The sequence below is a fragment of the Bacteroides propionicifaciens DSM 19291 = JCM 14649 genome (assembly GCF_000375405.1).
In the GTDB taxonomy this organism is placed as follows: domain Bacteria; phylum Bacteroidota; class Bacteroidia; order Bacteroidales; family Bacteroidaceae; genus Bacteroides_E; species Bacteroides_E propionicifaciens.
The window spans coordinates 44,391-71,368 of record NZ_AQWS01000012.1; the positions used below are offsets into that span (position 1 = coordinate 44,391).

General features: G+C 38.7%; 21 protein-coding genes and 1 tRNA gene. 10 read left to right on the forward strand and 12 right to left on the reverse strand.

What is annotated here, in order from left to right:
• Positions 1–7 precede the first annotated feature (7 nt).
• Positions 8–940, reverse strand: coding sequence for a tRNA modification radical SAM protein MnmL/YtqA (mnmL, locus tag B091_RS0105040; RefSeq protein WP_018108921.1), 933 nt, complete (start codon positions 938–940; stop codon positions 8–10).
• A gap of 258 nt (positions 941–1,198) precedes the next feature.
• On the opposite strand from mnmL, the gene B091_RS0105045 reads away from it, so the two are divergent.
• The 3 genes from B091_RS0105045 (at position 1,199) to B091_RS0105055 (ending at position 5,490) form a co-directional block, all read left to right on the forward strand.
• Entirely contained in the window at positions 1,199–3,388 is a 2,190-nt protein-coding gene (locus B091_RS0105045) for a S9 family peptidase (protein WP_018108922.1), read from the forward strand.
• Between the two features lie 70 nt (positions 3,389–3,458).
• Complete coding sequence (lipA, locus tag B091_RS0105050) at positions 3,459–4,319, forward strand: lipoyl synthase (protein ID WP_018108923.1); 861 nt, start codon at positions 3,459–3,461, stop codon at positions 4,317–4,319.
• Between the two features lie 52 nt (positions 4,320–4,371).
• A complete protein-coding gene (locus B091_RS0105055) occupies positions 4,372–5,490 on the forward strand; it encodes a hypothetical protein (protein WP_018108924.1) in 1,119 nt (372 codons plus the stop codon).
• Here the strand turns inward: B091_RS0105055 and B091_RS0105060 are convergent.
• Together B091_RS0105060 and B091_RS0105065 are read right to left on the reverse strand one after the other, a co-directional pair.
• Positions 5,456–6,160 carry an SAM-dependent methyltransferase gene (locus B091_RS0105060; protein ID WP_018108925.1) on the reverse strand — a complete coding sequence of 235 codons (705 nt, stop codon included), beginning with the start codon at positions 6,158–6,160 and terminating at the stop codon, positions 5,456–5,458. The genes B091_RS0105055 and B091_RS0105060 overlap by 35 nt on opposite strands.
• A gap of 103 nt (positions 6,161–6,263) precedes the next feature.
• A complete protein-coding gene (locus tag B091_RS0105065) occupies positions 6,264–7,082 on the reverse strand; it encodes an enoyl-ACP reductase FabI (protein ID WP_018108926.1) in 819 nt (272 codons plus the stop codon).
• A gap of 230 nt (positions 7,083–7,312) precedes the next feature.
• On the opposite strand from B091_RS0105065, the gene B091_RS0105070 reads away from it, so the two are divergent.
• Complete coding sequence (locus tag B091_RS0105070) at positions 7,313–7,975, forward strand: HAD family hydrolase (protein WP_018108927.1); 663 nt, start codon at positions 7,313–7,315, stop codon at positions 7,973–7,975.
• Positions 7,976–8,092: 117 nt separating this feature from the next.
• Here the strand turns inward: B091_RS0105070 and B091_RS0105075 are convergent, their stop codons facing one another.
• Positions 8,093–8,734 (reverse strand): HAD family hydrolase, encoded by a 642-nt coding sequence (locus B091_RS0105075; RefSeq protein ID WP_155888259.1) that lies wholly within the window; start codon positions 8,732–8,734, stop codon positions 8,093–8,095.
• A gap of 177 nt (positions 8,735–8,911) precedes the next feature.
• Between B091_RS0105075 and B091_RS0105080 the strand changes: the two genes are divergently transcribed.
• Positions 8,912–10,417 (forward strand): potassium/proton antiporter, encoded by a 1,506-nt coding sequence (locus B091_RS0105080; protein ID WP_018108929.1) that lies wholly within the window; start codon positions 8,912–8,914, stop codon positions 10,415–10,417.
• A gap of 165 nt (positions 10,418–10,582) precedes the next feature.
• Positions 10,583–10,669: transfer RNA gene (locus B091_RS0105085), tRNA-Ser, on the forward strand.
• Positions 10,670–10,917: 248 nt separating this feature from the next.
• Here the strand turns inward: B091_RS0105085 and B091_RS0105090 are convergent.
• Together B091_RS0105090 and B091_RS0105095 are read right to left on the reverse strand one after the other, a co-directional pair.
• A complete protein-coding gene (locus tag B091_RS0105090; protein WP_018108930.1) occupies positions 10,918–11,919 on the reverse strand; it encodes a class II fructose-bisphosphate aldolase in 1,002 nt (333 codons plus the stop codon).
• A 265-nt stretch (positions 11,920–12,184) separates the two neighbouring features.
• On the reverse strand, positions 12,185–13,213 hold the full coding sequence (locus B091_RS0105095; RefSeq protein ID WP_018108931.1) for an endonuclease/exonuclease/phosphatase family protein: 1,029 nt from the start codon (positions 13,211–13,213) through the stop codon (positions 12,185–12,187).
• A gap of 176 nt (positions 13,214–13,389) precedes the next feature.
• Between B091_RS0105095 and B091_RS0105100 the strand changes: the two genes are divergently transcribed.
• The gene (locus B091_RS0105100) at positions 13,390–13,641 is read left to right on the forward strand and encodes a type B 50S ribosomal protein L31 (RefSeq protein ID WP_018108932.1); all 252 of its coding nucleotides are present in this window, start codon (positions 13,390–13,392) and stop codon (positions 13,639–13,641) included.
• A gap of 154 nt (positions 13,642–13,795) precedes the next feature.
• Positions 13,796–14,758, forward strand: a complete 963-nt coding sequence (gene rluF, locus B091_RS11785) for a 23S rRNA pseudouridine(2604) synthase RluF (protein WP_018108933.1) — start codon at positions 13,796–13,798, stop codon at positions 14,756–14,758.
• Positions 14,759–14,877: 119 nt separating this feature from the next.
• Here rluF and B091_RS0105110 read toward each other — a convergent pair whose 3' ends face one another.
• The 6 genes from B091_RS0105110 to bioB all read right to left on the reverse strand — a co-directional run bounded on the left by B091_RS0105110 (position 14,878) and on the right by bioB (position 20,530).
• A complete protein-coding gene (locus tag B091_RS0105110) occupies positions 14,878–16,449 on the reverse strand; it encodes a peptide chain release factor 3 (RefSeq protein ID WP_018108934.1) in 1,572 nt (523 codons plus the stop codon).
• 52 nt (positions 16,450–16,501) lie between these two features.
• The gene (rfbD, locus tag B091_RS0105115; protein WP_018108935.1) at positions 16,502–17,359 is read right to left on the reverse strand and encodes a dTDP-4-dehydrorhamnose reductase; all 858 of its coding nucleotides are present in this window, start codon (positions 17,357–17,359) and stop codon (positions 16,502–16,504) included.
• Complete coding sequence (locus B091_RS0105120; RefSeq protein WP_018108936.1) at positions 17,360–17,911, reverse strand: DUF4924 family protein; 552 nt, start codon at positions 17,909–17,911, stop codon at positions 17,360–17,362. It abuts the gene before it with no gap.
• Positions 17,912–17,932: 21 nt separating this feature from the next.
• Positions 17,933–18,586 carry a LysE family translocator gene (locus B091_RS0105125; RefSeq protein WP_018108937.1) on the reverse strand — a complete coding sequence of 218 codons (654 nt, stop codon included), beginning with the start codon at positions 18,584–18,586 and terminating at the stop codon, positions 17,933–17,935.
• 77 nt (positions 18,587–18,663) lie between these two features.
• Positions 18,664–19,452, reverse strand: a complete 789-nt coding sequence (locus B091_RS0105130; protein ID WP_018108938.1) for a hypothetical protein — start codon at positions 19,450–19,452, stop codon at positions 18,664–18,666.
• 133 nt (positions 19,453–19,585) lie between these two features.
• Entirely contained in the window at positions 19,586–20,530 is a 945-nt protein-coding gene (gene bioB, locus B091_RS0105135) for a biotin synthase BioB (protein WP_018108939.1), read from the reverse strand.
• A 280-nt stretch (positions 20,531–20,810) separates the two neighbouring features.
• On the opposite strand from bioB, the gene B091_RS0105140 reads away from it, so the two are divergent.
• Both B091_RS0105140 and B091_RS0105145 read left to right on the forward strand, forming a co-directional pair.
• A complete protein-coding gene (locus B091_RS0105140) occupies positions 20,811–24,008 on the forward strand; it encodes a UvrD-helicase domain-containing protein (RefSeq protein ID WP_018108940.1) in 3,198 nt (1,065 codons plus the stop codon).
• A 14-nt stretch (positions 24,009–24,022) separates the two neighbouring features.
• On the forward strand, positions 24,023–26,896 hold the full coding sequence (locus tag B091_RS0105145; protein WP_018108941.1) for a PD-(D/E)XK nuclease family protein: 2,874 nt from the start codon (positions 24,023–24,025) through the stop codon (positions 26,894–26,896).
• Positions 26,897–26,978 lie beyond the last annotated feature (82 nt).

Genomic DNA, 26,978 nt, shown 5'->3' on the forward strand with positions numbered 1-26,978 from the left:
CTTATTATTATTGATTTCTGAACAACTTACCCTGATAAGCACCCAATTCGGCCATTTTATTGACCAGCCTATTGGTAAACTCAAAGTTCTTCAAGCCCCAATCAGGAGTTATTATGAGCTCTTTTGGCGACTGCGATAAAAATCTTTCTACCACAATTTCAGGATTAAGATGTTGGATGTAGTCTATAACTAAATCCATGTAATTGTCGACATTGAATAAATGAAAATCTGTAGGACATTCAGCATATTCCTTTGCCATCTTCGTACCTTTTATAATTTGAAGTTGGTGCAATTTGATAGTCGATAAAGGCAATTGTGCAATTTGCATAGCTTGTTGAATTATCATCTCCTGATTTTCTCCAGGCAAGCCAAGTATAACATGTCCTCCCGTATGAATGCCACGAGCTACGGTGCGCTCAATCGCATCAACAGTTTGCTCATAGGTATGCCCTCTATTGATCCGTTCAAGCGTCGCATTGTTGGTTGACTCAATACCGTACTCGACCAATAAGAAGGTACGTTTATTGAGCTCTTCCAAATAATCAAGTAAGCTATCGGGCATACAGTCGGGACGAGTCCCTATTACAAGCCCTACCACATTGGGAGTATTCAAAGCTTCTTCGTACTTTTTCTTAAGTGAATCGAGCTCATCATAAGTGTTGGTATAAGCTTGGAAATAGGCTAAATATTTCATCTGGGGGTATTTTCGAGCGAAAAACACCTTACCCTCCTCGAGCTGCGTAAAGACACTTTTATCGGTCTTGCAATACGAAGGATTGAAAGTCTGATTATTGCAATAAGTACACCCTCCCTGTCCTTTCGTACCATCACGATTAGGACATGTAAAGCCCGCGTTTAGAGATATCTTTTGCACTTTCGTATCGGGGAAAAATCTCTTTAGAAAATCGGGGAAAGTTTTATAAGGGTATCTATTATTCATAATCTTACTTTATAGAATTGCAAAGATACATTATTTAGATTAAATCTACAGAAGAAGAATATTACTTTCTTTTACAGGCCAATAAAAGTACCTAGTTGTTTTTTATTTCGACCTACTGGTTTAGACCAAACGACTTACTCATTGGCTTCTTCCTGCCTAGTCCTAAGATAATCTTACACAAGTCTTCGTATCTACTTGTCTATTTTTCCTACATTTGTAGTTCTACTTATTTAATCTAACTATCTGTAATAAGTGATTATGAAAAAGATTACATTCACATTCTGTTTTATCTTGCTTGCCCTTACAACAGGTATGGCGCAAGGATATCAAAACCTAGCATTAAAAGATGTCGTTGACGGAAGTTTCACTCCCGAAAACATCCATGGAGTTGTTCCTATGAACGACGGGCTACATTATACTCAGATGAACCCCGAGGGAACAAAAATTATCAAGTACTCATTTAAAACTGGTAAGGCAGTATCTACTGTTTTTGATGTTAGCACCGCTAGAGAATCAAAGATAAAGTCTTTCAGTAGCTATACTTACTCACCCGAAGAGAGTAAAATATTAATCGCAACCGAGCGTACACCCATTTATAGACACTCATATACAGCGGTACACTACATTTTTCATGTAGAACGTAATGTTTTGGAACCACTATCGGAGGGAGGTCCACAACAAGCACCAGTTTTTTCACCCGACGGATACATGATTGCTTTTGTACGCAACTATAATATTTATCTTGTTAAACTACTCTATGGCAACAGCGAATCACAAGTAACATCAGACGGCAAATTCAATAAAATACTCAACGGTATCCCTGACTGGGTTTACGAAGAAGAGTTTGGATTTAATCGTGCTCTTGAGTTTAGTGCCGACAGCAAAATGCTTGCTTATATCAAGTTCGACGAGTCGAAAGTTAAATCTTATTCTTTTCCTATTTTTGCCGGCGAAGCTCCACGCACTAACGATTACGAGCTATATCCAGGTCAGTACACCTATAAATACCCCAAAGCTGGTGAGGTCAATTCTAATGTAGCAGTTTACTCCTTTGACATCAAATCAGCAGTAACTCGCAAACTTGAAGTACCATTAAATGCCGAAGATTATATCCCGCGCATCCGTTTTACCAAAGACCCCACTAAATTGGCTGTATTTACACTCAACAGGCACCAAAATCGCCTTGATCTCTACTTTGTTAATCCGCGTTCAACAGTAGCTAAACTAGCACTACGTGACGAAAGTGAGTTTTACATCGAAGAGAGTGTGCTAGATAATGTACATTTTTACGATAACAACTTCAGTTTCTTAAGCGAGAAAAGTGGTTTTCGCCATCTCTATTGGTACAACATGAACGGTAACTTAGTTAAGCAAGTCACTACTGGAGATTATGAAGTGTCAAGCTTCTTAGGTTGGAGTGCAAAAGATAACACCTTCTACTATGAAAGCAATGAAGGCAACCCTACCGAAACAACTATCTATAAGATTGACGCAAAAAACAAGAAACATATATTGACCTCAAAGAAAGGGATCAATACAGCAGTATTTAGTGGTGATATGAGCTATTTCATGAATAAGTATAGTAGCTTTAAAGAGCCATTAGAAATCACACTCAAAGACAACAGAGGAACGACATTACATACACTAGTTGATAATGCTAAACTCAAAAAAGAGCTAGCTAACTACAACCTCCCTACCAAAGAGATGTTCAAGTTTACAACCGATAATGGGGATGAGCTCAACGGATGGATGATGAAACCAACCAACTTTGATCCCAACCACAAGTACCCCGTATTGATGTATCAATATAGCGGCCCTGGTAGCCAACAAGTCCTCAATAAATGGGGTATCAGTTGGGAAACCTATATGGCTACTCAGGGCTATATTGTAGCCTGTGTTGATGGCCGTGGAACTGGTGGACGTGGCGAAGCTTTCAAGAAAAGCACTTACCTCTACCTAGGTGTTAAAGAAGCTGATGACCAAGTAGAGGCTGCACAATACCTAGCCAAACAAAGTTATGTTGACCCCGATCGCATTGGGATTTGGGGATGGAGCTTTGGTGGATACACCACAATTATGAGTATGAGTCAAGGTACACCCATATTTAAAACAGGAATTGCTGTTGCACCTGTAACCGATTGGAAATATTACGACACCATTTATGGCGAACGTTTTATGCGCACTCCAAAAGAAAACTTCGAAGGTTATAAGGCAACTTCAGCTTTCACACGTGCACACAATCTAAACGGTAAGTTACTGATTGTCCACGGAATGAATGACGACAATGTTCATTATCAGAACACTGCCGAATATGCCGAATGCCTCGTTCAACTAGACAAACCATTTGATATGCATGTCTACACCAACCGCAACCATGGCATATACGGAGGTAACACTCGCTATCATCTTTACGCTAAACTTACTCAGTATCTAAAAGATTTTTTATAAATTAACCTACCAAGAGAGCACAGCTTTAATCTTATTTTAGTTGTGCTTTTTTGTTTAAATCAATACACAGATGAAAAAGCATATTCGAAAACCCGACTGGCTTAAAATTAATATTGGAACAAACGAGCGCTATACGCAAACCAAAAAGATAGTAGACACTCACCACCTCCACACCATTTGCACAAGTGGGCGATGTCCTAATTTGGGCGAGTGTTGGGGAAGAGGAACGGCAACCTTTATGATTGCTGGTACTATCTGCACGCGTAGCTGTAAGTTTTGCAATACCCAAACAGGTAGACCACTTCCTCTTGATGCTCAGGAACCAAGCAATGTAGCCAAATCAATCCAACTCATGGAGCTACAGCATGCTGTTGTTACCTCGGTAGATAGAGATGATTTACCTGACTTAGGTGCACAGCATTGGGTTGATACTATTTTGGAAATTAAACGAGTAAATCCTTCCACTACTATAGAGGTACTAATTCCTGATTTTCAAGGTCGACTCGAATTGGTTCAACAAATAATTGAAGCAAAACCCGACATCATTTCTCACAATATGGAGACCGTAAAACGAATCTCCCCTGAAGTCAGGAGCGCAGCCAATTATTCAACAAGCCTTAGCGTCATTGAACATATTGCGAAAAGCAATTCGACTGCTAAATCTGGGATAATGGTCGGGCTGGGTGAAACTCCTCAGGAAGTAGAAACTCTTATGGATGACCTAAGAGCTGTTAATTGTAAAATATTAACCATTGGTCAATATCTCCAACCTTCGCATAAACATCACCCCGTTTATGAATACGTTACACCCGATCAATTTACTGAATATAAGCAAGTTGGACTAAACAAAGGATTCGATCAGGTGGAGAGTGGCCCCTTAGTAAGGTCTTCATATCACGCCGAAAAGCATATCCTACGAAATTCAAAGTAGAACTATATTAGAAAGCGGTTGTTTTATAAGATAATTAGTTAAGACAATTTTAATGAGTAAGACAGGAAACATATCTTCATCTTTCGATATGTCGATAGGCTTTTTACCCATCTTGATTACGATGGTGTTATGCCTATTCATATCGCAAGATTTGGCCATTTACATTGGTACGGGTATTGGGGCATTGCTCTCTTTACACGCAGCAATCGTCAAGGGGGCTAAGATTCCAAAATTCATTCTATATATAAGCACCGCTATATTATTTTTATTTACGATTGCCTCAATGGTATATTGTGAATATTGCCCCTATGGTTACTTACCTCTGACCATCGAAATAAGTACGTTCATTATGATGGCTGTACTCTATCTACATAAGAACAGATTCATTCAGTTTTTCATGGACAAACAAGGATCATGCAGCAAGCATTTCTACGTACAAGGTGCAGAGTCGGCTGTGGTATCAGCTCGTCTATTTTTAATGGTATCAGGGATTCATTTTGGTGTAATTCTTTTACTATTAATTGTAGCACGTCCCGTATTACTTGACAACTATCAGTTGCTCAACAGATACATGCCGCCATTAGTATTTATAGCAACAATACTCTTCAACCAAATTGCTATTTACTACTTTAACCGCATTACTCGACATATCGAGTTTGTGCCCGTAGTCGACAAGAGTGGAGCTGTTATAGGCAAGAAGATGGCACTTGAAGCTATCAGCTATAAGAATGAATACATTAACCCTGTAATTAGGATAGCCGCAGCATCGGGAGGTAAACTCTACCTGTGCAATAGGTCTCAAAACTGTATCATCGATCAAGACAAGACCGATATTCCTATGGAATGCTATCTTAAATATGGAGAAACACTTCAAGATGGAGCAGATAGACTAATAAAAAACGCCTTTCCAAAGGTGAAAGGCGTTAATCCGATGTTCATGATTACGTATCATTTCGAAAATGAATATACGAATCGCTTAATTTATCTATTCTTAATTGATACAGATAACCCAGAGCTACTCGCAAACATGAGGTTCAAAAACGGAAAGCTCTGGAGTTTAGACGAAATAGATGAGCAACTGTCACAAGATGTTTTTAGCCAATGCTTCAAACACGAGTATGATCATCTTAAACAAGTTATTTATACAAGAGAAAAATACAAGGCACTTTAGATAAATCTAAGTTGCTTTTTTTCCACTCTTGTACACTCTTAGTTGCGATAAACTCATCAGGACAAGTGATGTTAGCTGCTACACAAAGCTTAGTCTGTGGTCGACAATGCTGCAAAATATCAGCAAGCATTTTATGATTCCGATAAGGAGTCTCGATGAACAACTGAGTTTGGTCTTCGTTATAAATTCGATTCTCCAATTGCTTTAGGCTGTTCATTCTCTCGTTGCTATCAATAGGCAAGTAACCGTTAAAAGCAAAACTTTGCCCGTTAAAGCCCGAAGCCATAACCGATAGGATAATAGACGAAGGGCCAACCAAGGGTACTACTTTCAGGTTCTTACGCTGAGCTATAGCAACCACATCGGCACCAGGATCAGCCACAGCTGGGCAACCTGCCTCCGATATCACCCCCATAGATGCACCATCGTGTAGAGGAGCTAAATAGCCCGAATATTGCTCTTTAGTGGTGCGCTTATTGAGTTCATAGAACTTAAGGGTATCTATGTCAATCTCTCGATCTACCTTCTTTAAGAATCGACGAGCCGAACGAATATCTTCGACTATAAAGTGTTTTATACCTAGAATGATCTCTTTGTTATAAGCAGGAAGAACTTGCTCAATTGGAGTGTCCCCTAAGGTAACGGGGATTAAATATAGTGCTGGTTCCATATTAATAGTTGAATTAAGTCACAAAGTTAAGCATACAAAAATAAGCTGCCTACTTTAATCAAAGTAAACAGCTTATTTTTATTTTATTTGAGATAGGGGCTTATTACATGCCTTTATCAAAAGCTTCAATTGCTTTATCACTCATTCCTACGCTAGAGAATCCTCCATCGTGGAATAGGTTTTGCATCGTTACTTTCTTAGTTAGGTCAGAGAACATCACCATACAGTAGTCAGCACACTCATCTGCGTCTGCATTACCAAGTGGAGAAATTGCCTCAGCAAAGTTGAAAAGCTTATCCATACCACCAACACCTTGACCAGCAGTTGTCATTGTAGGAGATTGTGAAATCGTATTGATACGAACTTTACTATCTCTACCATATACATATCCAAAGCTACGTGCAATAGACTCCAACAATGATTTAGCATCAGCCATATCGTTGTAGCCACAGAATGTACGTTGTGCAGCAATATAAGTTAATGCAAGAACAGAGCCACCCTGAGCAATAGCATCCAATTTTTTAGCTGCTTGAAGCATCTTATGGAACGAGATTGCTGAGATATCTAATGTTTTATTTAAGAAATCATAGTTCAAATCATCGTAAGCTTTACCTTTACGAACGTTTGGAGACATTCCAATAGAGTGTAGAACAAAGTCAATCTTACCTCCTAAAACTTCCATTGAACGAGCAAATACGTTTTCTAGCTCTGCCAAATTAGTTGCATCAGCAGGAATAACTTCGCAATTTAGTTGTTTTCCAAGCTCATTAACTTCACCCATTCTTACAGCCATAGCTGTATTTGAAAGTGTTATTTGCGCACCTTCTTGAACAGCTCTTTCAGCTACTTTCCAAGCAATAGACTGACTATTAAGAGCACCGAAGATAATCCCTCTTTTTCCTTTTAATAAATTATAACTCATATTATTTCTATTTATTCTACGTTTATAACTATGCAAATATAGTAGATAATTGCATAAAACAGATAAAAGTGTGCAAATAAAAGGATATTCAACCCTCAAATGCCCACCAAAGGTGTTTATATGTAAACAAAGAAACTCAAAACAAGGTTTCAATATTTCTACGCCCAAACATTCAAATAGTTTGACTATTTTTGGGGAAGTATCAATTTATCTAAAACATTACAAGAATCATGATTAAACTAGTTATTTTCGATTTAGACGGAACTTTGCTAAACACAATTGCTGATTTAGCCCAAAGTACAAACTTTGCATTAGATAAACTGGGATACCCCACACACCCTATCGAGCGATTCAATATGATGGTGGGCAATGGAATAGATAAGCTATTTGAGAGAGCACTCCCACAAGGAGAGAAGACTGCCGAAAACATTGCAAAGATGAGAACTATTTTTGTCGACTATTATGCAGAACACCTAACCGATAAAAGTACACCGTACCAAGGAATGATGGATGTGCTTTACGAACTCAAAAACAAAGATATAAAACTTGCCATAGCAACCAATAAATACCAAGAAGGATCTGAGATTTTGGTCAACCATTTCTTCTCAGATATTCCTTTCTTAAAAGTACTTGGGCAACGTGAGGGCATACCAACAAAACCAGACCCTATGATAATCGAAGAGATACTCGAGGTAATTCCTACCCCTAAAGATCAAGTCCTTTATCTTGGAGACTCTGATGTGGATATGTTAACTGCTAAGAATGCAGGAATCATTGGCTGTGGAGTAAGTTGGGGCTTTAGAGCCGAAGAGGAGCTAGCAAAGCACAAGCCCGACCACCTTATTCACCACCCTAAGGAAATATTAGAAGTGATTGAAAGCTATAACAACTAGTAAATAACCTAATACAACTTACATAGAGCAAACATTGACGTACTATTAGTAAGTATAAAAAAGAGACGAAAGTAATTATTTTAAGTTACTTCCGTCTCTTTTTTATATTGACGATATTTAGACAAAGAATTCCTGCAACTTAGCATAATTCATATGACTGAAATCATTAATGATAAAATCACAATAAGGAGCAATCTGCTCACGTGTATTAGTCGAGGCAACCCCGACAACAATGGCACCCGAGTCGCGAGCAGCAGTCAATCCGGAAATAGAGTCTTCAAAAATAACAGTATCTTTTGGGGCGACACCAAAATGCTTCATTGCCTTAATATAACTTTCTGGGTGAGGTTTAGGATGCTCTACCTCATTAACAGTAACACATTTATCAATCAATCCAGAAAGCTCTGGACGCTTACTAAAAACCATCTTCATTTTTTTGTTATCAGAACTTGTAGCCATACCTATTCGTATTCCGTTAGCTCTTAGATCTTCTATAAATGCTTTAGAACCCTTAATATAATTCATCGGCATATCAGCTTCGAGCTTACTTATAGCTTTATCCAATACTGGCTTTAAATCGGGAATTTTAGAGAAGTATTTGTCATATATAACATGGTCTGTCATTCCCTTGACGGTATCTCCAAAATCGGATAAACCCAAGTACTCCTCTCCTTTTTCATCCCAGAATTTGGTGTAAATGGTTTCTGTATCCATAATAACACCATCAAAATCAAAAATAACAACCCTATTCTTCGGCATATTCATTTCTAGTTAATTATTTAATAATAAATGACTAGACTAAAGATTATCATAAATGCTGACAACTACAAATTTATAACAGTCCATCGGTTTTCTATTCAAAATGTTTTTACTTATTTTCGCATAAAGATATCACTCCCTTAATAAATCTTCTAGAATTTAATTTTAAAACCACTTATGACATTTACAGCAGAGAACATCTTATTAATAGGATCAGTACTCCTATTTGTTAGCATCGTAGTTAGCAAAACAGGTTACAAGTTTGGTGTCCCTACCCTATTATTATTCCTCGTCGTAGGTATGGTATTTGGTACCGATGGCATTGGCCTGCAATTCAACGATACTGGTGAAGCTCAATTTATTGGTATGGTAGCCTTGAGCATAATCCTGTTTTCGGGCGGTATGGATACCAAATATAAAGAGATTAAGCCCATAATCTTCCCTGGAATAGTCTTATCCACTCTGGGGGTATTATTTACGGCCCTTCTCACGGGACTCTTTATATTCTTTATATCGGATATGTCGTGGACAAACATACATTTGCCACTAACAACTTCACTCCTACTAGCTGCAACTATGTCGTCAACTGACTCTGCCTCAGTATTCGCTATTTTGCGTTCGCAGAAGATGAACCTAAAAGAGAACCTGCGCCCTATGCTTGAGCTTGAGAGTGGTAGTAACGACCCAATGGCCTTTATGCTAACAATAGTGCTGATTCAATTTATTGAATCGACCGGAATGGGACCTGGAACAATAGCCCTGTCCTTTCTGACACAGTTTGTTGTCGGCGGTGTGGTAGGTTATTTACTTGGCAAATTCTTAATCTATATTATCAATAAGATTGATATCGGCAACTCATCACTCTACCCCATCTTAGTGGTTTCGTTTATATTCTTTACTTTTTCTATTACTGATGCACTCAAGGGTAACGGCTATTTAGCAGTATATATTGCAGGTATGTTGGTGGGTAATAATAAAATAGTATACCGTAAAGAGATTGCCTCTTTTATGGATGGATTTAGCTGGTTATTCCAGATCATTATGTTCTTAACACTCGGACTACTTGTAAACCCTCACGAGTTACTTAGCATAGCACCAGCGGCTATTCTTATTGGTGTATTTATGATTGTAATAGGCCGTCCCGTAAGTGTATTCTTATGTCTTACACCTTTTAGAAAAATATCGCTTAAAGCCAAGCATTTTGTCTCATGGGTAGGTCTTAGAGGCGCTGTTCCGATTATTTTTGCAACATACCCTGTGATGCATAATGTGCCTGGAGCAAATGTTATTTTTAATATTGTGTTCTTCATCACTATTCTTTCGTTAGTGATACAAGGTACCTCAATCTCTTTTGTAGCCAATCTGCTGCACTTATCTACTCCTCTTGATGATGATTCCAACCAATTTGGAATTGAGCTACCTGAGGAGCTAAACACACACTTGTTTGAGGTTACAGTCAACGACAACATGTTACGACATGGTAAAACACTTAAAGAGGTAAATACGCCACAAGGTACTCTGGTTATGCTAATCAAGCGAGACGATCAGTTCTTAATTCCTAATGGCTCTCTGACTCTTCATGTAGACGATCTTCTGCTTCTGATTTCAGAACAAGATAAAACCATGACCGAACAAGCAGCACTAAAAGCCAAAATGGAAATGATGGAAGATGACCCTGAGTAAGAAGGAATAAAATAATAGTGGGTCTCCGACTATTATTTTAATTTACTGATTATAAATAAGATAAAGATCTGTCGTGATTTTTGATGTAAATATTATCGAATAATATTTGCTAAGTCAAAAAGTTCAACTTATATTTGCATCGCATTTGGGAGCAAATGCTGCACAGGAAGCTTGGGTGAGTGGCTGAAACCAACAGTTTGCTAAACTGTCGAACGGGCAACTGTTCCGGGGGTTCGAATCCCCCAGCTTCCGCCGCCTAAAAAGGATTACTTATATAAGTAATCCTTTTTTTATTATATATACCTATCAGCATTGGGTAATACTAAAACCACAGAGCCTCACTCACTCTACCAAAACCAAAGGGTGGTTACACCCAAGTAAGTCGTTTGAGTTGAGCGAGTAGCTCGTTTTTATTATTGATAAGGAGAAAGTATAAGGAACTAAAAGGGCTGTCTAAATCGAATTAGACAGCCCTTTATATATTATAAGAAAACTCTAGATTAGTCAACTAGTTTATTAGCTGAACCAAGTACGTTTTCAATTTTGTGCTTGTACACTTTCTTCATGTTTTCACGAGCTGGACCTAAGTATTTACGTGGGTCAAACTCACCTGGGTTTGTAGCAAAAACCTCACGAACTGCAGCAGTCATAGCTAGACGGCTATCAGAGTNGATATTGATTTTACATACAGCTGAAGCAGCAGCTTTACGAAGTTGTTCTTCTGGAATACCGATAGCATCTTTCAATGCACCACCGTATTTGTTGATTTTTGCAACTTCTTCTTGTGGAACAGATGAAGCACCGTGAAGAACGATAGGGAAACCTGGAAGTTCTTTTTCAACACCTGCAAGTACATCAAATTTCAATGGTGGAGGTACAAGATGACCTTGAGCATCTTTAGTACATTGCTCTGGAGTAAACTTGTTAGCACCATGAGAAGTACCAATAGAGATAGCTAAACTGTCGCAACCTGTTTTAGTTACGAAGTCAACAACTTCTTCTGGTCTTGTGTATGTGTGTGTTTCAGCAACTACATCATCTTCAACACCAGCTAAGATACCAAGTTCTCCTTCTACTGTTACGTCGAATTGATGAGCATACTCTACTACTTTTTTAGTAAGTGCTACGTTTTCGTCATATGGTAGGTGAGAACCGTCGATCATTACAGATGAGAAACCCATGTCGATACATGATTTACATGTTTCAAATGAATCACCGTGGTCAAGATGCAATACGATTTCCGGATTTTTAGCTCCAAGTTCTTTAGCATAAGCAACAGCACCTTCAGCCATGTAGCGAAGAAGTGTTTGGTTAGCGTAAGCACGCGCACCTTTAGAAACTTGAATAATAACAGGAGATTTTGTCTCTACAGCTGCCTGAACAATAGCTTGTAGTTGCTCCATATTATTGAAATTGAAAGCAGGTATAGCATATCCACCTTTGATAGCCTTAGCAAACATTTCTTTAGTGTTTACAAGACCTAGATCTTTGTAATTAATCATTTCTTTATAAAGTTTATTGTTAGTGAATTTTTAATTCCATACAAAAGTAAGCATAATTGTTTGAAACTGGAGTCTATAAAGAGTAAATATACCCTAAATTAGACCTGAATAGACCTTAAATTAAAGGCAATTATTGCAGTATTCACAAATTGCAATACTCACTTTGCATTAATTTAAAAGCTTCAGTTAGAAGCTAAATATAAAACAATAGAAATGTTGGATAGTTTATATATCCTATATTCTTAAACATATATAACAATTGATTCTACTGAGCTAAATAAATAAGAGTCGGTAGGTGATCACTATAGCCATTGAGCCATTTTCTTCCCCCGAAAGTACGGAAGGGCGAACCCTTATATTTACCTTCTTGCTCGAATAGGTAATCGCGCATAAAAACCTCCGCTTCGACAAATCGAAGACCTGTTTTAGCTTTTAGTAGTGGCTCAGAAATTATTATTTGGTCAAATAGGTTCCATTTTCCTCTATAAAGTAATGTTCCCACGTCTTTATCTTCGAGTATCTCCCACCAAGGATTATACAATTCTTTTGACTTAACCTCTTTAACATGCTTCTTAGCACCCAAGGCCTTGGCAACACTCGGATCCATAGGGTCGTCATTAAGATCGCCCATGACCACTATCTTGGCATGAGAGTTTAAATTATAAATCGAATCGGTAATAAGCTTCACTTGCTCGCCAGCATGAACACGTACAGGAGATTCTGCTCCTCTGGAGGGCCAATGATTAACAATCAGCGTTATCTTTTCTCCCCCAAGCAAACCACTAACAACCAAAAATCCTCTAGTCTTGTGGATAGTATCGCCATCTAAGGGTTTAGAAGGAACAAGCAAACTATGTTGGGGTAAAAATAAATCGGGGTTATAAAGCAAGGCACAGTCAATACCACGTTTATCTTCTCCTTCGTAGTGTAGGTATTGGTATTTACCCTTTAAAGCGGGTTGCAAGATAAGATCTAGGAGCACTCGAAAGTTTTCAATCTCTGCCAAACCAATTACTGCTGGCCCAGCGGGAGTTTTATCACTCCCCATTTCACTAAGTACACGTGCAATATTGGTTAGTTTAGACGAGTATTTTTCACGATTCCAATCCAACTTACCTCCAATGAGGTAGTCATGATCGTTTTTATTAACATCGTGAATGGTATCAAAAAGGTTCTCAACATTATAAAAGCCAACACCATAAACAGTAGGCTCTTTGGATTTTGCTGCAATCAGAAGGTAACCTAGTAAAGGGATTACAGCCAATAGGATAAGATATTGCTTAAAAGTTTTCATAGACGTAATATGTTTATAAACAAAAGTCAGTATTTTAAATGGTATTCCCGTTTTTTAAACTGATATTTTCGTTTTTAATTGAAAAATCAATTACCTTTGACCATTCAAATTAGACCATTACACTATTTAATACCAAAATAGTAAATAGATATAAATAATTTAATAACGAATCTGAAATGAAAAAAGATATTCATCCAGAAAATTACCGTCCAGTTGTATTCAAAGATATGTCGAATGGTGATGTATTTTTATCAAAATCAACATGCAACTCTAGAGAAACTATCGAGTTCGAAGGCGAAACTTACCCACTAGTAAAACTTGAGATCTCAAACACATCTCACCCTTTTTACACTGGTAAAGCAACACTTGTTGATACAGCAGGTCGCGTAGATAAGTTTAGAAACCGTTACGGTAACCGTAATAAATAATAAAACTTTTCAGAAGTTAAAAAAGGAGTTCTATCGTTATAGAACTCCTTTTTTGTGTTACATATATTGTAGAGAGCGCAATTATATACTTACCTTTGCAAATCATAATAGTAACTGACGAATATCGTTTTTTCATCATTAAAGAATACCATCCATGGAGTATAGATTAAATAAATATATTAGCAATTCAGGATATTGCTCACGCCGAGAAGCCGACAGACTCATCGAAGAGGGTAAAGTCAAAATCAACGGAAGAGTTGCTACTATTGGGGCTAGAGTTGTTCCTAAGCAAAGAGTAACAGTCGAAGGCAATCTAATAGTTAACGATATTGAGCCTGTATATATTGCGTTTAACAAGCCAGTAGGCATTGTTAGTACAACCGACCCTAGCGAAAAACAGAATATCGTCCGATACATCTGCCACGAACAACGTATTTTCCCTGTTGGTAGATTAGATAAAGACTCACAAGGTCTTATCTTACTTACCAACGATGGAGACATCGTTAACAAGATTCTACGTGCAGGTAATAACAACAAAAAGATCTACTTGGTTACTGTAGACAAACCCATTACGGACGATTTTATCGAACGTATGACTGGCGGTGTACCAATTCTTGACCGTGTGACTCGTAGATGCGAAATTGAGAAGATCAATCCTTATACTTTTAAAATCGAGTTGATTCAAGGTTTGAATCGCCAGATTAGACGTATGTGTGCATACTTCGATTATGAGGTGCTCAAGCTTGAGCGTACTCAAGTAATGAATATTGAATTAGGAAATCTAGGACTGGGTCAATACAGAGATTTAAACCCTAGCGAGCTAGAGATTCTTTTCAAAATGCTAGAGTCTTCAGATAGTCATTACGACAGTAAGGGCAACTCAACAAGCAACAAGACTTTTAACAAGCAACTTGAGCTTGCTGATATAAAGTCGGACTTCAGAAAGAAGGGCCTAAATGCCAAAAACATTGCAGCTACCAAAACACGCAAAAACAAACCTGCTGCACCAGCAGCTTCGAAATCGTATGCTGGAGCCAAACGTAAATCAACTTCAACAGGTCCTAGAGTAGGAAAACAAAGAGCAACTAAGGTTTCACCTAGAGCTCGCAAGTTTTAGCCCAACAGCTAATGGGTATTAACTTAGGCTTAAAGTGATAAGCATATAAAAACAAAGCGGAAGATTTACTCAGTTGTAAATCTTCCGCTTTGTTTTTAATCTATTCTTTACCGAGAGTTTTAGAACTCACTAGTAAAGTGGAATTTAATCTTCTTAAAGTCACTTTGAGCCATCTGAAGCATATAAGCTGAATCAGCTAAGAATACATCTCTATCTGAGGAATCTTTAGCCATGAATTGGTATTTACGCTTTTTAAATTCTTCGAGTTCAGCAGCAGAATCACTTTCAATCCAACAAGCCTTGTACAAGCGAACAGGTTCCCAACGACAAGAAGCATTGTATTCGTTAAGCAGACGGTACTGGATAACCTCGAACTGCAATTGACCCACAGTACCGATAATCTTACGTCCGTTAAACTGATTAGTAAACAGCTGCGCTACACCTTCATCCATCAATTGCTCAATACCCTTAGCAAGTTGTTTTTGCTTCATAGGATCAGCATTTTCGATATATTTAAACATCTCTGGTGAGAAGCTTGGCAAGCCTTTGAAGTGTAATAATTCGCCCTCGGTTAACGTATCACCAATCTTAAAGGTTCCGTTATCAGGAAGACCAATGATATCACCAGCCCAAGCCTCATCAATCGTTGTTTTACGCTGTGCCAAAAACTGAGTTGGTGAAGAGAAACGAAGTGTTTTGTTATTACGCACGTGCAAATAGGGTGCATTACGGACAAACTTACCCGAGCAAACCTTACAGAAAGCCACACACGAACGGTGATTGGGGTCAATATTAGCCGTAATCTTAAAGATAAAGCCCGTAAACTTAGGCTCGTCTGGCTCTACCTCACGCTCAATAGCTTGAGTAGGTAGCGGACTAGGAGCTATCTGTACAAAACAGTCGAGAAGCTCTTGTACACCAAAGTTAGTAAGTGCAGAACCAAAAAATACAGGAGCCATCTCAGCACCAAGATATGCCGAACGATCGAAATCAGGATAAACAGCAGCAAGTTCGAGTTCTTCACGAAGTGTTTCAGCTAAATCTTTCTCAACGTAGTTGAATAGATCATCGCTATTAATATCAACCTCTACTTTCTCCGTTACCACCTGTTTGGATGGACGATAAAGGTCTAACTTATCTTCAAAGATATTATAGACTCCCCTAAAACGAGCGCCCTGACCTATAGGCCAAGATAAAGGGCGAACACCGATCTGTAACTCTTCTTCGAGTTCATCAAGCAAATCGAATGGGTCTCTACCCTCTCTATCCATCTTATTGACAAAGATTATTACGGGAGTTTTGCGCATACGACAAACTTCCATAAGCTTGCGAGTCTGAGTTTCAACACCACGAGCACCATCTACTACAATAATAACACTGTCCACTGCGGTTAGGGTACGAAAGGTATCCTCAACGAAGTCTTGGTGACCAGGAGTATCAAGGATATTAACCTTGTAGTCTTTGTAGTCAAACTCCATTACCGAAGTAGTAACCGAAATACCACGTTGTTTTTCAATCTCCATCCAGTCACTGGTTGCAGACTTCTTTATCTTATTACTTTTAACAGCTCCAGCTACCTGTATCTGACCACCAAAAAGTAGAAACTTCTCTGTCAATGTGGTTTTACCAGCATCAGGGTGGGCAATAATAGCAAAGGTACGTCGTCTTTCTATCTCACGATTTTTAGCCATAATATCTATACATCTCTACAGAGCAAACTCTGCTCTGCCAAACAAATTCTAATTAATTATCTTTTTGTATATCAGCGATACACTCCTCTAGGCTATCTACCCAATAAGGAATTTCAACATGATAGGTCTCTTTTATTTTGGTTTTATCGAGTACCGAATAAAATGGGCGTATAGCCCGTGTGGGGTATTCTTCAGTTAAAATAGGCGAAACATGCCCTTCTAAGCCAGCAATACGTTGAATCATCTTTGCAAAATCATACCAAGAACAGACTCCTTCATTACTATAATGATAAAGTCCAGGTATAAACCCTTTTTGGAGTGAGTCAAGCACAAATCGAGCCAAATCACGAGCATAAGTAGGCGTACCCACCTGATCGTAAACAACTCTCATTTTACCCGAACCTGATAAATGTTTAAACACAGTCTTTACAAAATTGTGTCCAAAGGAAGAGTAAAGCCATGAGGTACGAATAACCATAGTCTGCTTGCATTTGGCTAAAGCTACACGCTCGCTAGCCAATTTAGTAATACCATAAATCACTCGAGCCGAAGTTGGGTCTTCTTCAGTATAAGGAGTACCCTTAGTTCCATCAAATACATAATCGGTCGAAAAGTGAATTAGCCTAGCACCTATAGTCTGAGCAGCATTGGCCAAAATAGCAACACCTGCATGATTAACTTTATCACAAGCTACAGCCTCATCTTCAGCCTTATCAACGGCAGTATAGGCAGCACAGTTAATGATGCAGTCAAAATTATGTTCAGTCAAAAGAATATCGACTTGCTCAGCATTAGTGATATCAAGTTCTTGCGAGTTTTTAAACATAAGATTGTAGCCAGGATAGCCCTCCGCTAAATAACGGAACTCACACCCAAGTTGACCACCAGCACCAGTAACAAGAATATTCATTTAATCTTCAAATTTTAATTCACCCGCCTTATCCTTAGCGTAATAACCTGCTAATGTAGAGAGAAATGCAGCTATTACCTCGATAGCTTTGGTCGTATCGGGCGTAACTTCTTTGCCTTGAAGGCGCATCAACATCACCCCATACATAGCATTAAAACATATCTCGATCTCAGATAAGTGTTCTTCACTATTCTTAGATCTCAACTCCACTATAAATGGCAAAGCTTTATAATAAGCTGTGTTGTAGAACGGATAGCGTGTACCAGAAATAATTTGATGATGAAGATCAGTCAAACTAAGAATTACATTCTGGTTGATTTGCAAATGCCCCTTAAGATTTACACCCTCGACAAACATCATATCAATAAGCTCTTTAAACCACTGAACTTCGGCCTCTTCATCCTCCGAAGAAAGCTTCATGGGAGAAATCAGATGTTGCATAACTTTATCAATATCCAGCTTGTTGGCACGTATCAAATCTTCTACCTGCCACATGTAGATAAGATATTCTGCAATATTTTTACTTTTTAGCTCGCGAGCAATTTTAAACATACAATGTAATCTCTTTTTATTTTAATAGATAGACCCACCGCTTAGCGTAAGAATTACGCCAGCAATAGCTACCACACTAACAATAGTACCAATAATTCTATTCATAACCCAGATTCCACGGGGATTAAAGTGACTACTCACTCGGTGAACAAAATAGGTTAAACCAAACCACCAAAGAAGAGCTCCTGCCGCAATTGAGGCAAAGCCAACAGCAATATCTGTAGGGTTAGCATAGACACCAATAAATGAGAATCGGGCAAATAACGTAATGAATAAGAATATAATTAGGGGATTGGATAACGTGACAAGTAAAGCGGTTATAAAGTTTTTAGTATAAGAGTCTTTGTTTTTATTGGCTGGTCGAAGCGAACGAGCAGGGTTCGAAACAAAAGTATAAACACCGAAGCCTAGAAGAAGAATGCTCCCAAACAACTGCAAGTAAAATATGTTTTTATCTATTAAATCAACAACTACACTCATACCAAAGCCCGTAAGTGCCGCATAAATAATGTCACTTACTGCAGCTCCAAGCCCAGTGATAAAGCCATACCAACGGCCTTTGTTGAGAGTTCTTTGTATACATAAGACTCCAACAGGTCCCATAGGTGCCGATACGACAATACCTATAATTATACCTTGAAGAATAATAGTCATTAAACTATCCAAATTTCCCATTCTGCAAATATCGGTTTTTTTTTATAAGGTTGCACTTTTTATTAACTATTTTTCAAGAGTCTTGAGAGGCTTCACACTTAGTTATCCCTAAGATACTCACGAACCAGGTAGTTAAAAAAGTTCTCTTCAGACCTGAACTTTCGGGCTTTCCGTGTCCAAGTTGAAGCACTAAATAGAAAGTCATTGCCTCTGCTGTCTTGATAAATAAAATTACCCTCTTTATCACTACTGACATTAGCCCAACCCTCATTTTTATTCTTATACTCGTAGAGATAAGCTGATGGGAGGTCGTAATGGCCATTATCGAACGGATCTTGGTCAATATTCAACCGTGGTTTACCACCTAACCAAAGAGATTGAATCAAATCATTGAAGATAAAGAATCGAAGTTGACCATCAGAAGTCGACCTGTTGAAGGTCTGACGAATAAACTCATCTGAATAGGTCAATTTATTGCCTTTACTATCAGAATAGATAAGTTTGTCGAATATGTCTTTTTTCAGACTAGCTCGAAGTCCCTTATTATCTTTGTAATTAAAGTCACCAAAGATATCAACAGAGAAGGTCTCAGAATATCCTGTGATTTCTTGAAAACGACGGATTAAAGAGTTAAACATTGCCGTTTTGGCTCTGGGGTCAACCCCAAAGTTAGCATAGGCTAAGTAGTCTTTATTAAACTCTACCTTATTGTTTTTATTGTCTTTAAAAATCAAGTCATCAAAAATATTCTCCTCGAGAGTTGCCTGATAACCGTTCATTTTATACTCCAGCCCACCATTAAAACTAGTAGACAAATCGCCCTGAAACTGTGCAAAACTACTGGCTCCTATAAGGATTAGTGCTAAGGTCAAGATATATTTTCTCATCAGCTTTCAATTATAGATTAACTTGAAGGTATTTATTTATTTTATTAAAACGAGACTCTGTCCATAATATTTTCAGACATCACGACCTATCCACTTTTTTGTGCAACCGTCACTCGCCCTTGAACTTTTAGGCCTAAAGCGTATAACCCTTAGCCCTAAAGTTCTTTAAATCAGTATCCAAATCAACACCAAGTGTAGTGAGGTAATTGCCAACAATAGAGGCACTAACACCTGCCTTAAAAACCTGATCTTGAATAGAATGAAGTCGCAACCTACCACCAGCAAGTCGGATATCGGCTTCGGGGTTCAGGATCCGAAAGAGAGCAAAACTTCGCAAAACCTCACCATCGCTAAGCGACTGAGCATTTTCGAGCGGAGTTCCCTTTATGGGATTAAGCAAGTTTATGGGTATGGAACGTATGCCGAGTTCTTGTAATAGAATAGCCATTTCAATGCGCTGTTCTTCGGTTTCGCCCATACCGATAATACCTCCCGAACAAACCATTAACCCAACTGCTTGTGCGTTTTTAATGGTCTTTATTTTCTCTTCTAACGTATGAGTTGTACAAAGCTGGCTAAATCGAGAGGGCGCCGTCTCAATATTACAATGGTAACGACGAGCACCTGCATCATAAAGTTGCTGCAACTCACCCCTATTAAGCAACCCCATAGAGGCACAACAACCCAAATTGGGGTAACCAGCTTTGATCTGCTTTAAAATAGCTGTTGCCCCTTGGATATTTTTAGGCGAAAGTTTACGCCCACTCGTTACCAAAGAGAACATATCAATCCCCCTATCACTGGCTATCTGAACATCATCTTTGAGATCAGTATATTCAACTAGATCGTAAACAGCAACCTCACTGCTGTGGTACTGCGACTGGCTACACCATTTGCAATCTTCAGAACATTTGCCCGATTTAGCGTTAAAAATCATGCAGGTGTCAAGCTTGTTTCCTCTAAAATGCAACCTCAAGTCGTTAGCCAAGTCAATTAATTCCTCCGTACTGGACGTTTTCGACAATAAGATCGCTTCTTGATAATCTAAACGGTAACCTTCAATAATACTATCTTTCATATTCCAAATTTAAGTTTCAATGCTTTATTTAATCTCAAGTAATTGGCTTAACAGCTCCAGATGCTTCTCTTGCGAGTAGGTCATTTTTGTAGCCTCTACGTCACTACCAGCACTCAATAATTGGTGCAAATAAAGTTCAAATCGACTAAGTTAAATAATATTACTTGTAAGTAACCGTTCGTGCGAGTTAATTAGTTTTCAGAATATCTTATCTCCTTTTATTAAATTATAGCTAACTTCAAGCCTCAACAAATATTCTTATTATAGTAAACTCCATTGCATGTCTAAACTCGTTGTATATAAAGCTTCTGCTGGCTCAGGAAAAACATTTACACTTGCTGTATCCTATATCGAACTTTTGATAAAGAACCCGCAAGCCTACAAAGAAATATTAGCAGTAACCTTTACCAATAAGGCCACTGCAGAGATGAAAGAGCGGATATTGAGTCAGCTCTATGGTATCTCTACTGCTGACCCCGATTCTGCAATATACTTGCAGAAACTCATCGAAAGCACAGGTAAATCAAAAGAAGAGATACAAAATAGATCTCGAGAAGCTTTAACGCTTATGCTTCATGATTACAACCGTTTTAGAGTAGAGACAATTGACTCATTTTTTCAGTCGGTTATGCGTAATCTAGCTCGAGAACTCGAACTTAGCCCCAATCTCAATGTTGAACTCGATGGTTCGGCCGTTCTTAGCGATGCAGTTGATAGTTTGATCGAAAAACTCGAACCCAAATCGGTGGTTCTTTCGTGGCTTATCGAATATATCAACGAGAAAATAGCTGATAATAAACGCTGGAATGTTTCGGATGACATTAAGAACTTTGCTCGAAACATCCTCAGCGAAGAGTTTATTGCAAAAGGAGGAAACTTAAGGGAGAAACTAAAAGATACCAAGACGATTCCCCTATATCGAAAAGAGTTACGTGGCATTGAAAAAGATGCCACGGAACAAATGAAAGGTTTTTACGAGCAATTTCATAGCATTTTGCAGCAGAACGGACTCGAAACTAAAGACCTAAAAGGAGGAATGCGAGGCATGGGAAGCTATTTCAATAAGCTAAACAATGGCAACTTTTCAGATGATATTCGCAATAAAACAGTTGAGAAGAGCCTAGATAATCCCGAAGAGTGGGCAACTAAAACATCGGCAAGAGCTCAAGAAATTATCACTCTAGCAGCTCAAGAGCTAATTCCACTCTTAAGAGACGCTGAGAATTTGAGAACCAAGAATGGTCGACTAATCAATAGTTGTCAGTTATCGCTAGCACATCTCAATCAGTTGCAGCTACTAGCGCATATTGACCAAGAGATGAGGTTACTCAACAAAGAGCAAAACCGCTTTTTACTCTCAGACACCAATGCCCTGCTTCACCGATTAATAAATGATGGTGACTCCTCTTTTATATTCGAGAAGATTGGCTCGTCAATACGGAACATCATGATTGACGAATTCCAAGATACCAGCAAGATGCAATGGGATAATTTTCAGATTCTCTTGTTAGAAGGACTTTCACAAGGAGGATACAGCCTTGTGGTTGGTGATGTTAAACAATCAATCTATCGTTGGAGAAACGGAGATTGGACCATACTCAACGACCTAGGCGCCGAAGGAAGCAAGTTCTGGCATTTCCCAGTAGAACAACAAAGCCTAGACACCAACTACCGAAGCGAAAGTAGCATTATACATTTTAATAACACACTTTTTCCAACCCTGGTCAATGAGCTTAGCAGCAGACAAGAGTCAGAGTCTGACCAGCGTTGCGAAACTTTAGAACGAGCTTATGCCGATGTAGCTCAAAAAACCACTAAAACCGAGCAAAAGGGTTTGGTCCAAATTGAGTTCATCAAGAAAAACGACAAAGCTCAAGACGAAGATTACGTAGAGAATACACTTGTTGCCTTAAGCCGTGAAATACAACGCCTGCAAGATAACGGGGTAGCACTTAGTGATATCGCTATCCTAGTGAGGAAAAACAAAAGTATTCCAGCTATTGCAGATTACCTTAATAAGACCATGCAAATATCAGTAGTTTCTGACGAAGCTTTCCGACTTGATGCTTCTGTGGCTCTTAACCTTATGATAGATGCTCTACGCTACCTGTCGGATCCTTCGAACCTGACAGTAGAAGCTAATCTTGCTTTAAACTACCAAAGTGAAGTGCTAAAAAACACTCAGGCTAAGGACACTCAGCTACTCCAGGGCGAAATTAAGAGGCTTCTTCCTCCAGTCTTTATTAACGAGTTTGAGCAACTCAAAGAGCTTCCGCTCTACGAACTACTCGAAAAACTATATATCTATTTTGACCTTCAGAAAATAAGCAATCAAGATGCTTACCTCTTCTCATTTTTCGACAAAGTGTTAGACTATCTACAAACAGAATCTTCACTACTCGATGAGTTCATTACTTATTGGGATGAAAAGCTTGCGAGCAAAACAATCCCTAGCAATAATGTCGATGGCATACAGATATTATCAATCCACAAATCAAAGGGATTGGAGTTTCACACCGTACTTATCCCCTTTTGTGACTGGCCAATAGAGACCGACCGACACGACCAACTCATTTGGTGCTCGCCAAAACTAACACCTTTTAATGAACTTGATATTGTGCCTGTCAACTATGGCAAAAAGATGAATGAGTCAATTTATCAAGAGGAATATCTTAACGAGCAATTGCAACTCTGGGTAGATAACCTCAACCTTCTCTATGTAGCACTAACACGTGCTGGTAGTAACCTATTCCTGTTTTGTAAACAGAAAGATTCTCGAAGCATATCAGGTTTAATCGAATCGTGCTTACCAGTCGTTGCCAAAAAACAGGATATAGAATGGACTGCCGAAGCACCTTATGCCTTTGGAACTATCTGCCCCTCAAAGGGGTTCAGACAGAAAACTAGCACCAATGTATTTACACCTACTCCACAAAAAGAAGGTGTAATCATGCAATCACTCCCCTACGACTTCGAGTTTAAGCAATCGAACCGATCTGCAGACTTTATTGCAGGATTAGAAGAAGAGGAGTCGCCCTACCGATTCTTGAATCAGGGTAAATTATTACATGAGCTTTTTGCCTCTATGAATGCACTATCCGACCTGGATCAAGCCATTCAAAAACTAAAATTTGAAGGAGTGATCGACAGCAAAGAGACAGAAGATAAAATTCGATCCGTGGCAATGGATGCGTTCAGTAAACCAGAGGTTCAAGAATGGTACAGTGGCAATTGGGAGATATTCTCCGAATGCGCTATTATCTATAACCTTGAAGGTCGACTTGAAACAAGACGCCCCGACCGTGTTATGGTCAAAGATAATACAGCCATTGTTGTCGACTTCAAGTTTGGTAAAAAACAAAAATCGTATAGTGGACAAGTTAGAGAATATACTAAGCTTTTGGAGCAAATGGGCTATAGTCCAGTCGAAGGGTATATTTGGTATGTTAAACAAGACAGTATTGAAAAGGTAAAATAGGAGATTCACAGATTATGAAAACATTTCTTCAGGTCGTAGCACACGACATACACAATAAATTAGGCAGCAACCTATCAAGGGTGGCAATGGTTTTCCCAAACAAGCGAGCCAGTCTGTTTTTTAACGAATACCTAGCCTCAGAATCCACCGATCCAATTTGGTCGCCTAGCTACCTTAGCATTAGTGAACTGCTCCAATCACTCTCTGACCTACAGTTGGGAGATGATATCCGCCTGATAACCCTATTATATAAGGTGTTTCAAGAACACACACAGAGTAACGAGACCCTAGACGATTTTTACTTTTGGGGAGAACTTTTGCTTAGTGACTTCGACGATGTTGATAAAAATAAGGTCAATACAACCAAACTATTCAACAACATCAAAGATTTAAGAGATTTAGTAGACATCAACGATTTCTTAGATGAAGAGCAAGAAGCGGCTATCCGTACCTTCTTTGATAATTTCTCTCTAGAGAAAAGAACAATCCTTAAGGAGCGATTCATCTCACTTTGGGATGAACTCGGAAACATATACACAGGCTTTCAAGAAAAGTTATTAAAAGAGAATATTGCTTACGAGGGTATGCTTTATCGTAATAATATCGAAAAGTTTGATGTCAATAACCTCAAGTATGACCATTATGTTTTTGTGGGATTCAACGTGCTAAACGAAATTGAAACCAGCTTTTTCAAGAAACTAAACGATGCTGGCAAAGCTCTATTCTATTGGGATTATGACCTGTTCTACACCCAAAATAGAGATGTTCGCTACCACGAAGCAGGAGAGTTTATCAACCGAAACTTAAAGTTGTTCCCTAACCAACTTCCAGCAAGCTATTTCGATTCACTAAAAAAACCAAAGAACATCACCTACATTTCTTCATCGACAGAGATGGCTCAAGCGCGTTATCTCCCACAATGGATTGAAAACAATTTTGGCCCAAGCGAGCGAGAAACAGCTGTTGTTCTTTGCAATGAGTCACTCTTGTTGCCTGTGCTCCATTCCATTCCGAGCACCGTTCAAAATGTTAACATCACCATGGGGTTTCCACTTAGTCAAACACCCATATTTAGTTTGATATCTGCCCTGATGACCCTGCAAAATAGTGGATTGGACAGAACTAAAGGGTATTATCATTACAAGTCGGTGCTTTCGGTCTTAAAACACCCCTACACCAAACAGCTAGAGCCTAAGGCTGAAGAAATTGCAAAAGAGATTATCAATAAGAATAAGTTCTACCTCTACCCTAGTGAGTTTAGTCAAAGCCCTTATCTATCACATCTGTTTAGCCCACAACTTGAGGCCTGTGATTTGTGTGAGTACCTAAAAAAGGCTATCGAACTTGTCACCGAGCTTTATAATAATAAGGATAAGAACGAAGAGAGCATTTTCGATCAACTCTACAGAGAGTCTTTATTTAAGGCCTACACAACAATCAATAAGATATATCTCTTAATCGAAGCTGGAGAGTTGCCCATTAAGTCGTCAACACTTCAACACCTAATTGATAAGGTGCTAAGTAGCGCCACTATCCCTTTTCACGGAGAACCAGCAATTGGTATGCAGGTAATGGGAGTATTGGAAACACGTAACCTTGACTTTAAGAATTTGGTTATGCTCTCGGTAAACGAGGGACAACTACCCAAGGCTAGTAGTTATGCCTCTTTTATTCCATACAATCTCAGAAAAGCATTTGGCATGACAACCATTGAACATCAAAATGCCGTATATGCCTATTACTTCTACCGACTAATCCAACGAGCTGAGAATATTACGCTACTCTATAATACTGCTTCAGATGGAATAAATAAGGGGGAGATTTCACGTTTCATGCTTCAACTGTTGGTCGAATCGGGTCATCTCATCACTCAAAAAAGCTTAGATGCTAACTATAGTTTAAGCAGACCAAACCCAATTGTATTCGAAAAGACTCAAGAGGTTTATCAAAAGCTCCGAGACCGATACGACATTAGTCTGCAAAAAAACAGCAATGCTATACTTTCGCCCTCAGCTTTAAACAGCTATTTAGACTGTAGGCTCAAATTCTACTACAGGTACATAGCAAACTTAAGAGCTCCCAATGAAGTATCAGACGAAATTGATGCAGCACTATTTGGTAATATCTTCCACCACTCAGCCGAACTGATTCTAAAAGAGCTACAGAATATAGAACATTGGATCTATAAAGAAGACATAGAGAAAATTTTCAAAGAGCCTTACCGAGTTGAGCGTGCAGTTGATCAAGCATTTAAAGAGTTATTCTTTAAAGACAAGAGCGATACTAAACCCCAATATAACGGTATTCAGCTCATCAATAGAAAGGTTATAATCTCCTATATTGAGCAACTGCTCAAACACGATTTGGCCTATACTCCTTTCCAAGTTAAGGGGATGGAGAAAACCGTAAAGCGAGAAGTACAAGTATCTACACCTGCTGGGGCTTATAGCATCAATTTAGGAGGGAATATCGATAGACTTGACCTTAAAGAGGGCATTCTTAGAATCGTTGATTATAAAACAGGAGGAAATGCTCAAGTTGTAGCCAGTATAAACGAGTTGTTCGAACCCGCAGAGAGACGACCGAACTATGTTTTTCAAACATTCTTGTACGCAGATATAGTTTCGGACTTGATCGATTATCATGTTGCTCCTTCTTTACTTTACATTCACCGAGCTGCAGGAGAAGAGTACTCACCCGTCATACAGATGGGCGAACCCTATAAAGAGAAGATAGATATAAACAACTTCAAGATGGTCAAGGACGATTTTCGCAGAAGTATCACAGAACTAATCAAAGATCTATTTGAAAGAGATACTGCGTTCACTCAGACTGAATTTACGGACCAATGTAGTTACTGCGATTTCAAAGCACTCTGCGGTAGATAACATATAGTTAACTAGACAAGAAAGCCAGTTCTTCACAAGAGAATTGGCTTTCTACGTAAATAGGCCATATCTGCCGCAAGTC

Coding starts and splice junctions, on each gene's coding strand:
- B091_RS0105125 (WP_018108937.1), bottom strand. CDS start 18,586: ATGGGAAATTTGGATAGTTTAATGACTATTATTCTTCAAGGTATAATT.
- B091_RS0105120 (WP_018108936.1), bottom strand. CDS start 17,911: ATGTTTAAAATTGCTCGCGAGCTAAAAAGTAAAAATATTGCAGAATAT.
- B091_RS0105070 (WP_018108927.1), top strand. CDS start 7,313: ATGATTAAACTAGTTATTTTCGATTTAGACGGAACTTTGCTAAACACA.
- B091_RS0105065 (WP_018108926.1), bottom strand. CDS start 7,082: ATGAGTTATAATTTATTAAAAGGAAAAAGAGGGATTATCTTCGGTGCT.
- B091_RS0105045 (WP_018108922.1), top strand. CDS start 1,199: ATGAAAAAGATTACATTCACATTCTGTTTTATCTTGCTTGCCCTTACA.
- B091_RS0105095 (WP_018108931.1), bottom strand. CDS start 13,213: ATGAAAACTTTTAAGCAATATCTTATCCTATTGGCTGTAATCCCTTTA.
- B091_RS0105110 (WP_018108934.1), bottom strand. CDS start 16,449: ATGGCTAAAAATCGTGAGATAGAAAGACGACGTACCTTTGCTATTATT.
- rluF (WP_018108933.1), top strand. CDS start 13,796: ATGGAGTATAGATTAAATAAATATATTAGCAATTCAGGATATTGCTCA.
- B091_RS0105130 (WP_018108938.1), bottom strand. CDS start 19,452: ATGAGAAAATATATCTTGACCTTAGCACTAATCCTTATAGGAGCCAGT.
- rfbD (WP_018108935.1), bottom strand. CDS start 17,359: ATGAATATTCTTGTTACTGGTGCTGGTGGTCAACTTGGGTGTGAGTTC.
- mnmL (WP_018108921.1), bottom strand. CDS start 940: ATGAATAATAGATACCCTTATAAAACTTTCCCCGATTTTCTAAAGAGA.
- lipA (WP_018108923.1), top strand. CDS start 3,459: ATGAAAAAGCATATTCGAAAACCCGACTGGCTTAAAATTAATATTGGA.
- B091_RS0105145 (WP_018108941.1), top strand. CDS start 24,023: ATGAAAACATTTCTTCAGGTCGTAGCACACGACATACACAATAAATTA.
- B091_RS0105100 (WP_018108932.1), top strand. CDS start 13,390: ATGAAAAAAGATATTCATCCAGAAAATTACCGTCCAGTTGTATTCAAA.
- B091_RS0105140 (WP_018108940.1), top strand. CDS start 20,811: ATGTCTAAACTCGTTGTATATAAAGCTTCTGCTGGCTCAGGAAAAACA.
- bioB (WP_018108939.1), bottom strand. CDS start 20,530: ATGAAAGATAGTATTATTGAAGGTTACCGTTTAGATTATCAAGAAGCG.
- B091_RS0105080 (WP_018108929.1), top strand. CDS start 8,912: ATGACATTTACAGCAGAGAACATCTTATTAATAGGATCAGTACTCCTA.
- B091_RS0105055 (WP_018108924.1), top strand. CDS start 4,372: ATGAGTAAGACAGGAAACATATCTTCATCTTTCGATATGTCGATAGGC.
- B091_RS0105060 (WP_018108925.1), bottom strand. CDS start 6,160: ATGGAACCAGCACTATATTTAATCCCCGTTACCTTAGGGGACACTCCA.
- B091_RS0105075 (WP_155888259.1), bottom strand. CDS start 8,734: ATGCCGAAGAATAGGGTTGTTATTTTTGATTTTGATGGTGTTATTATG.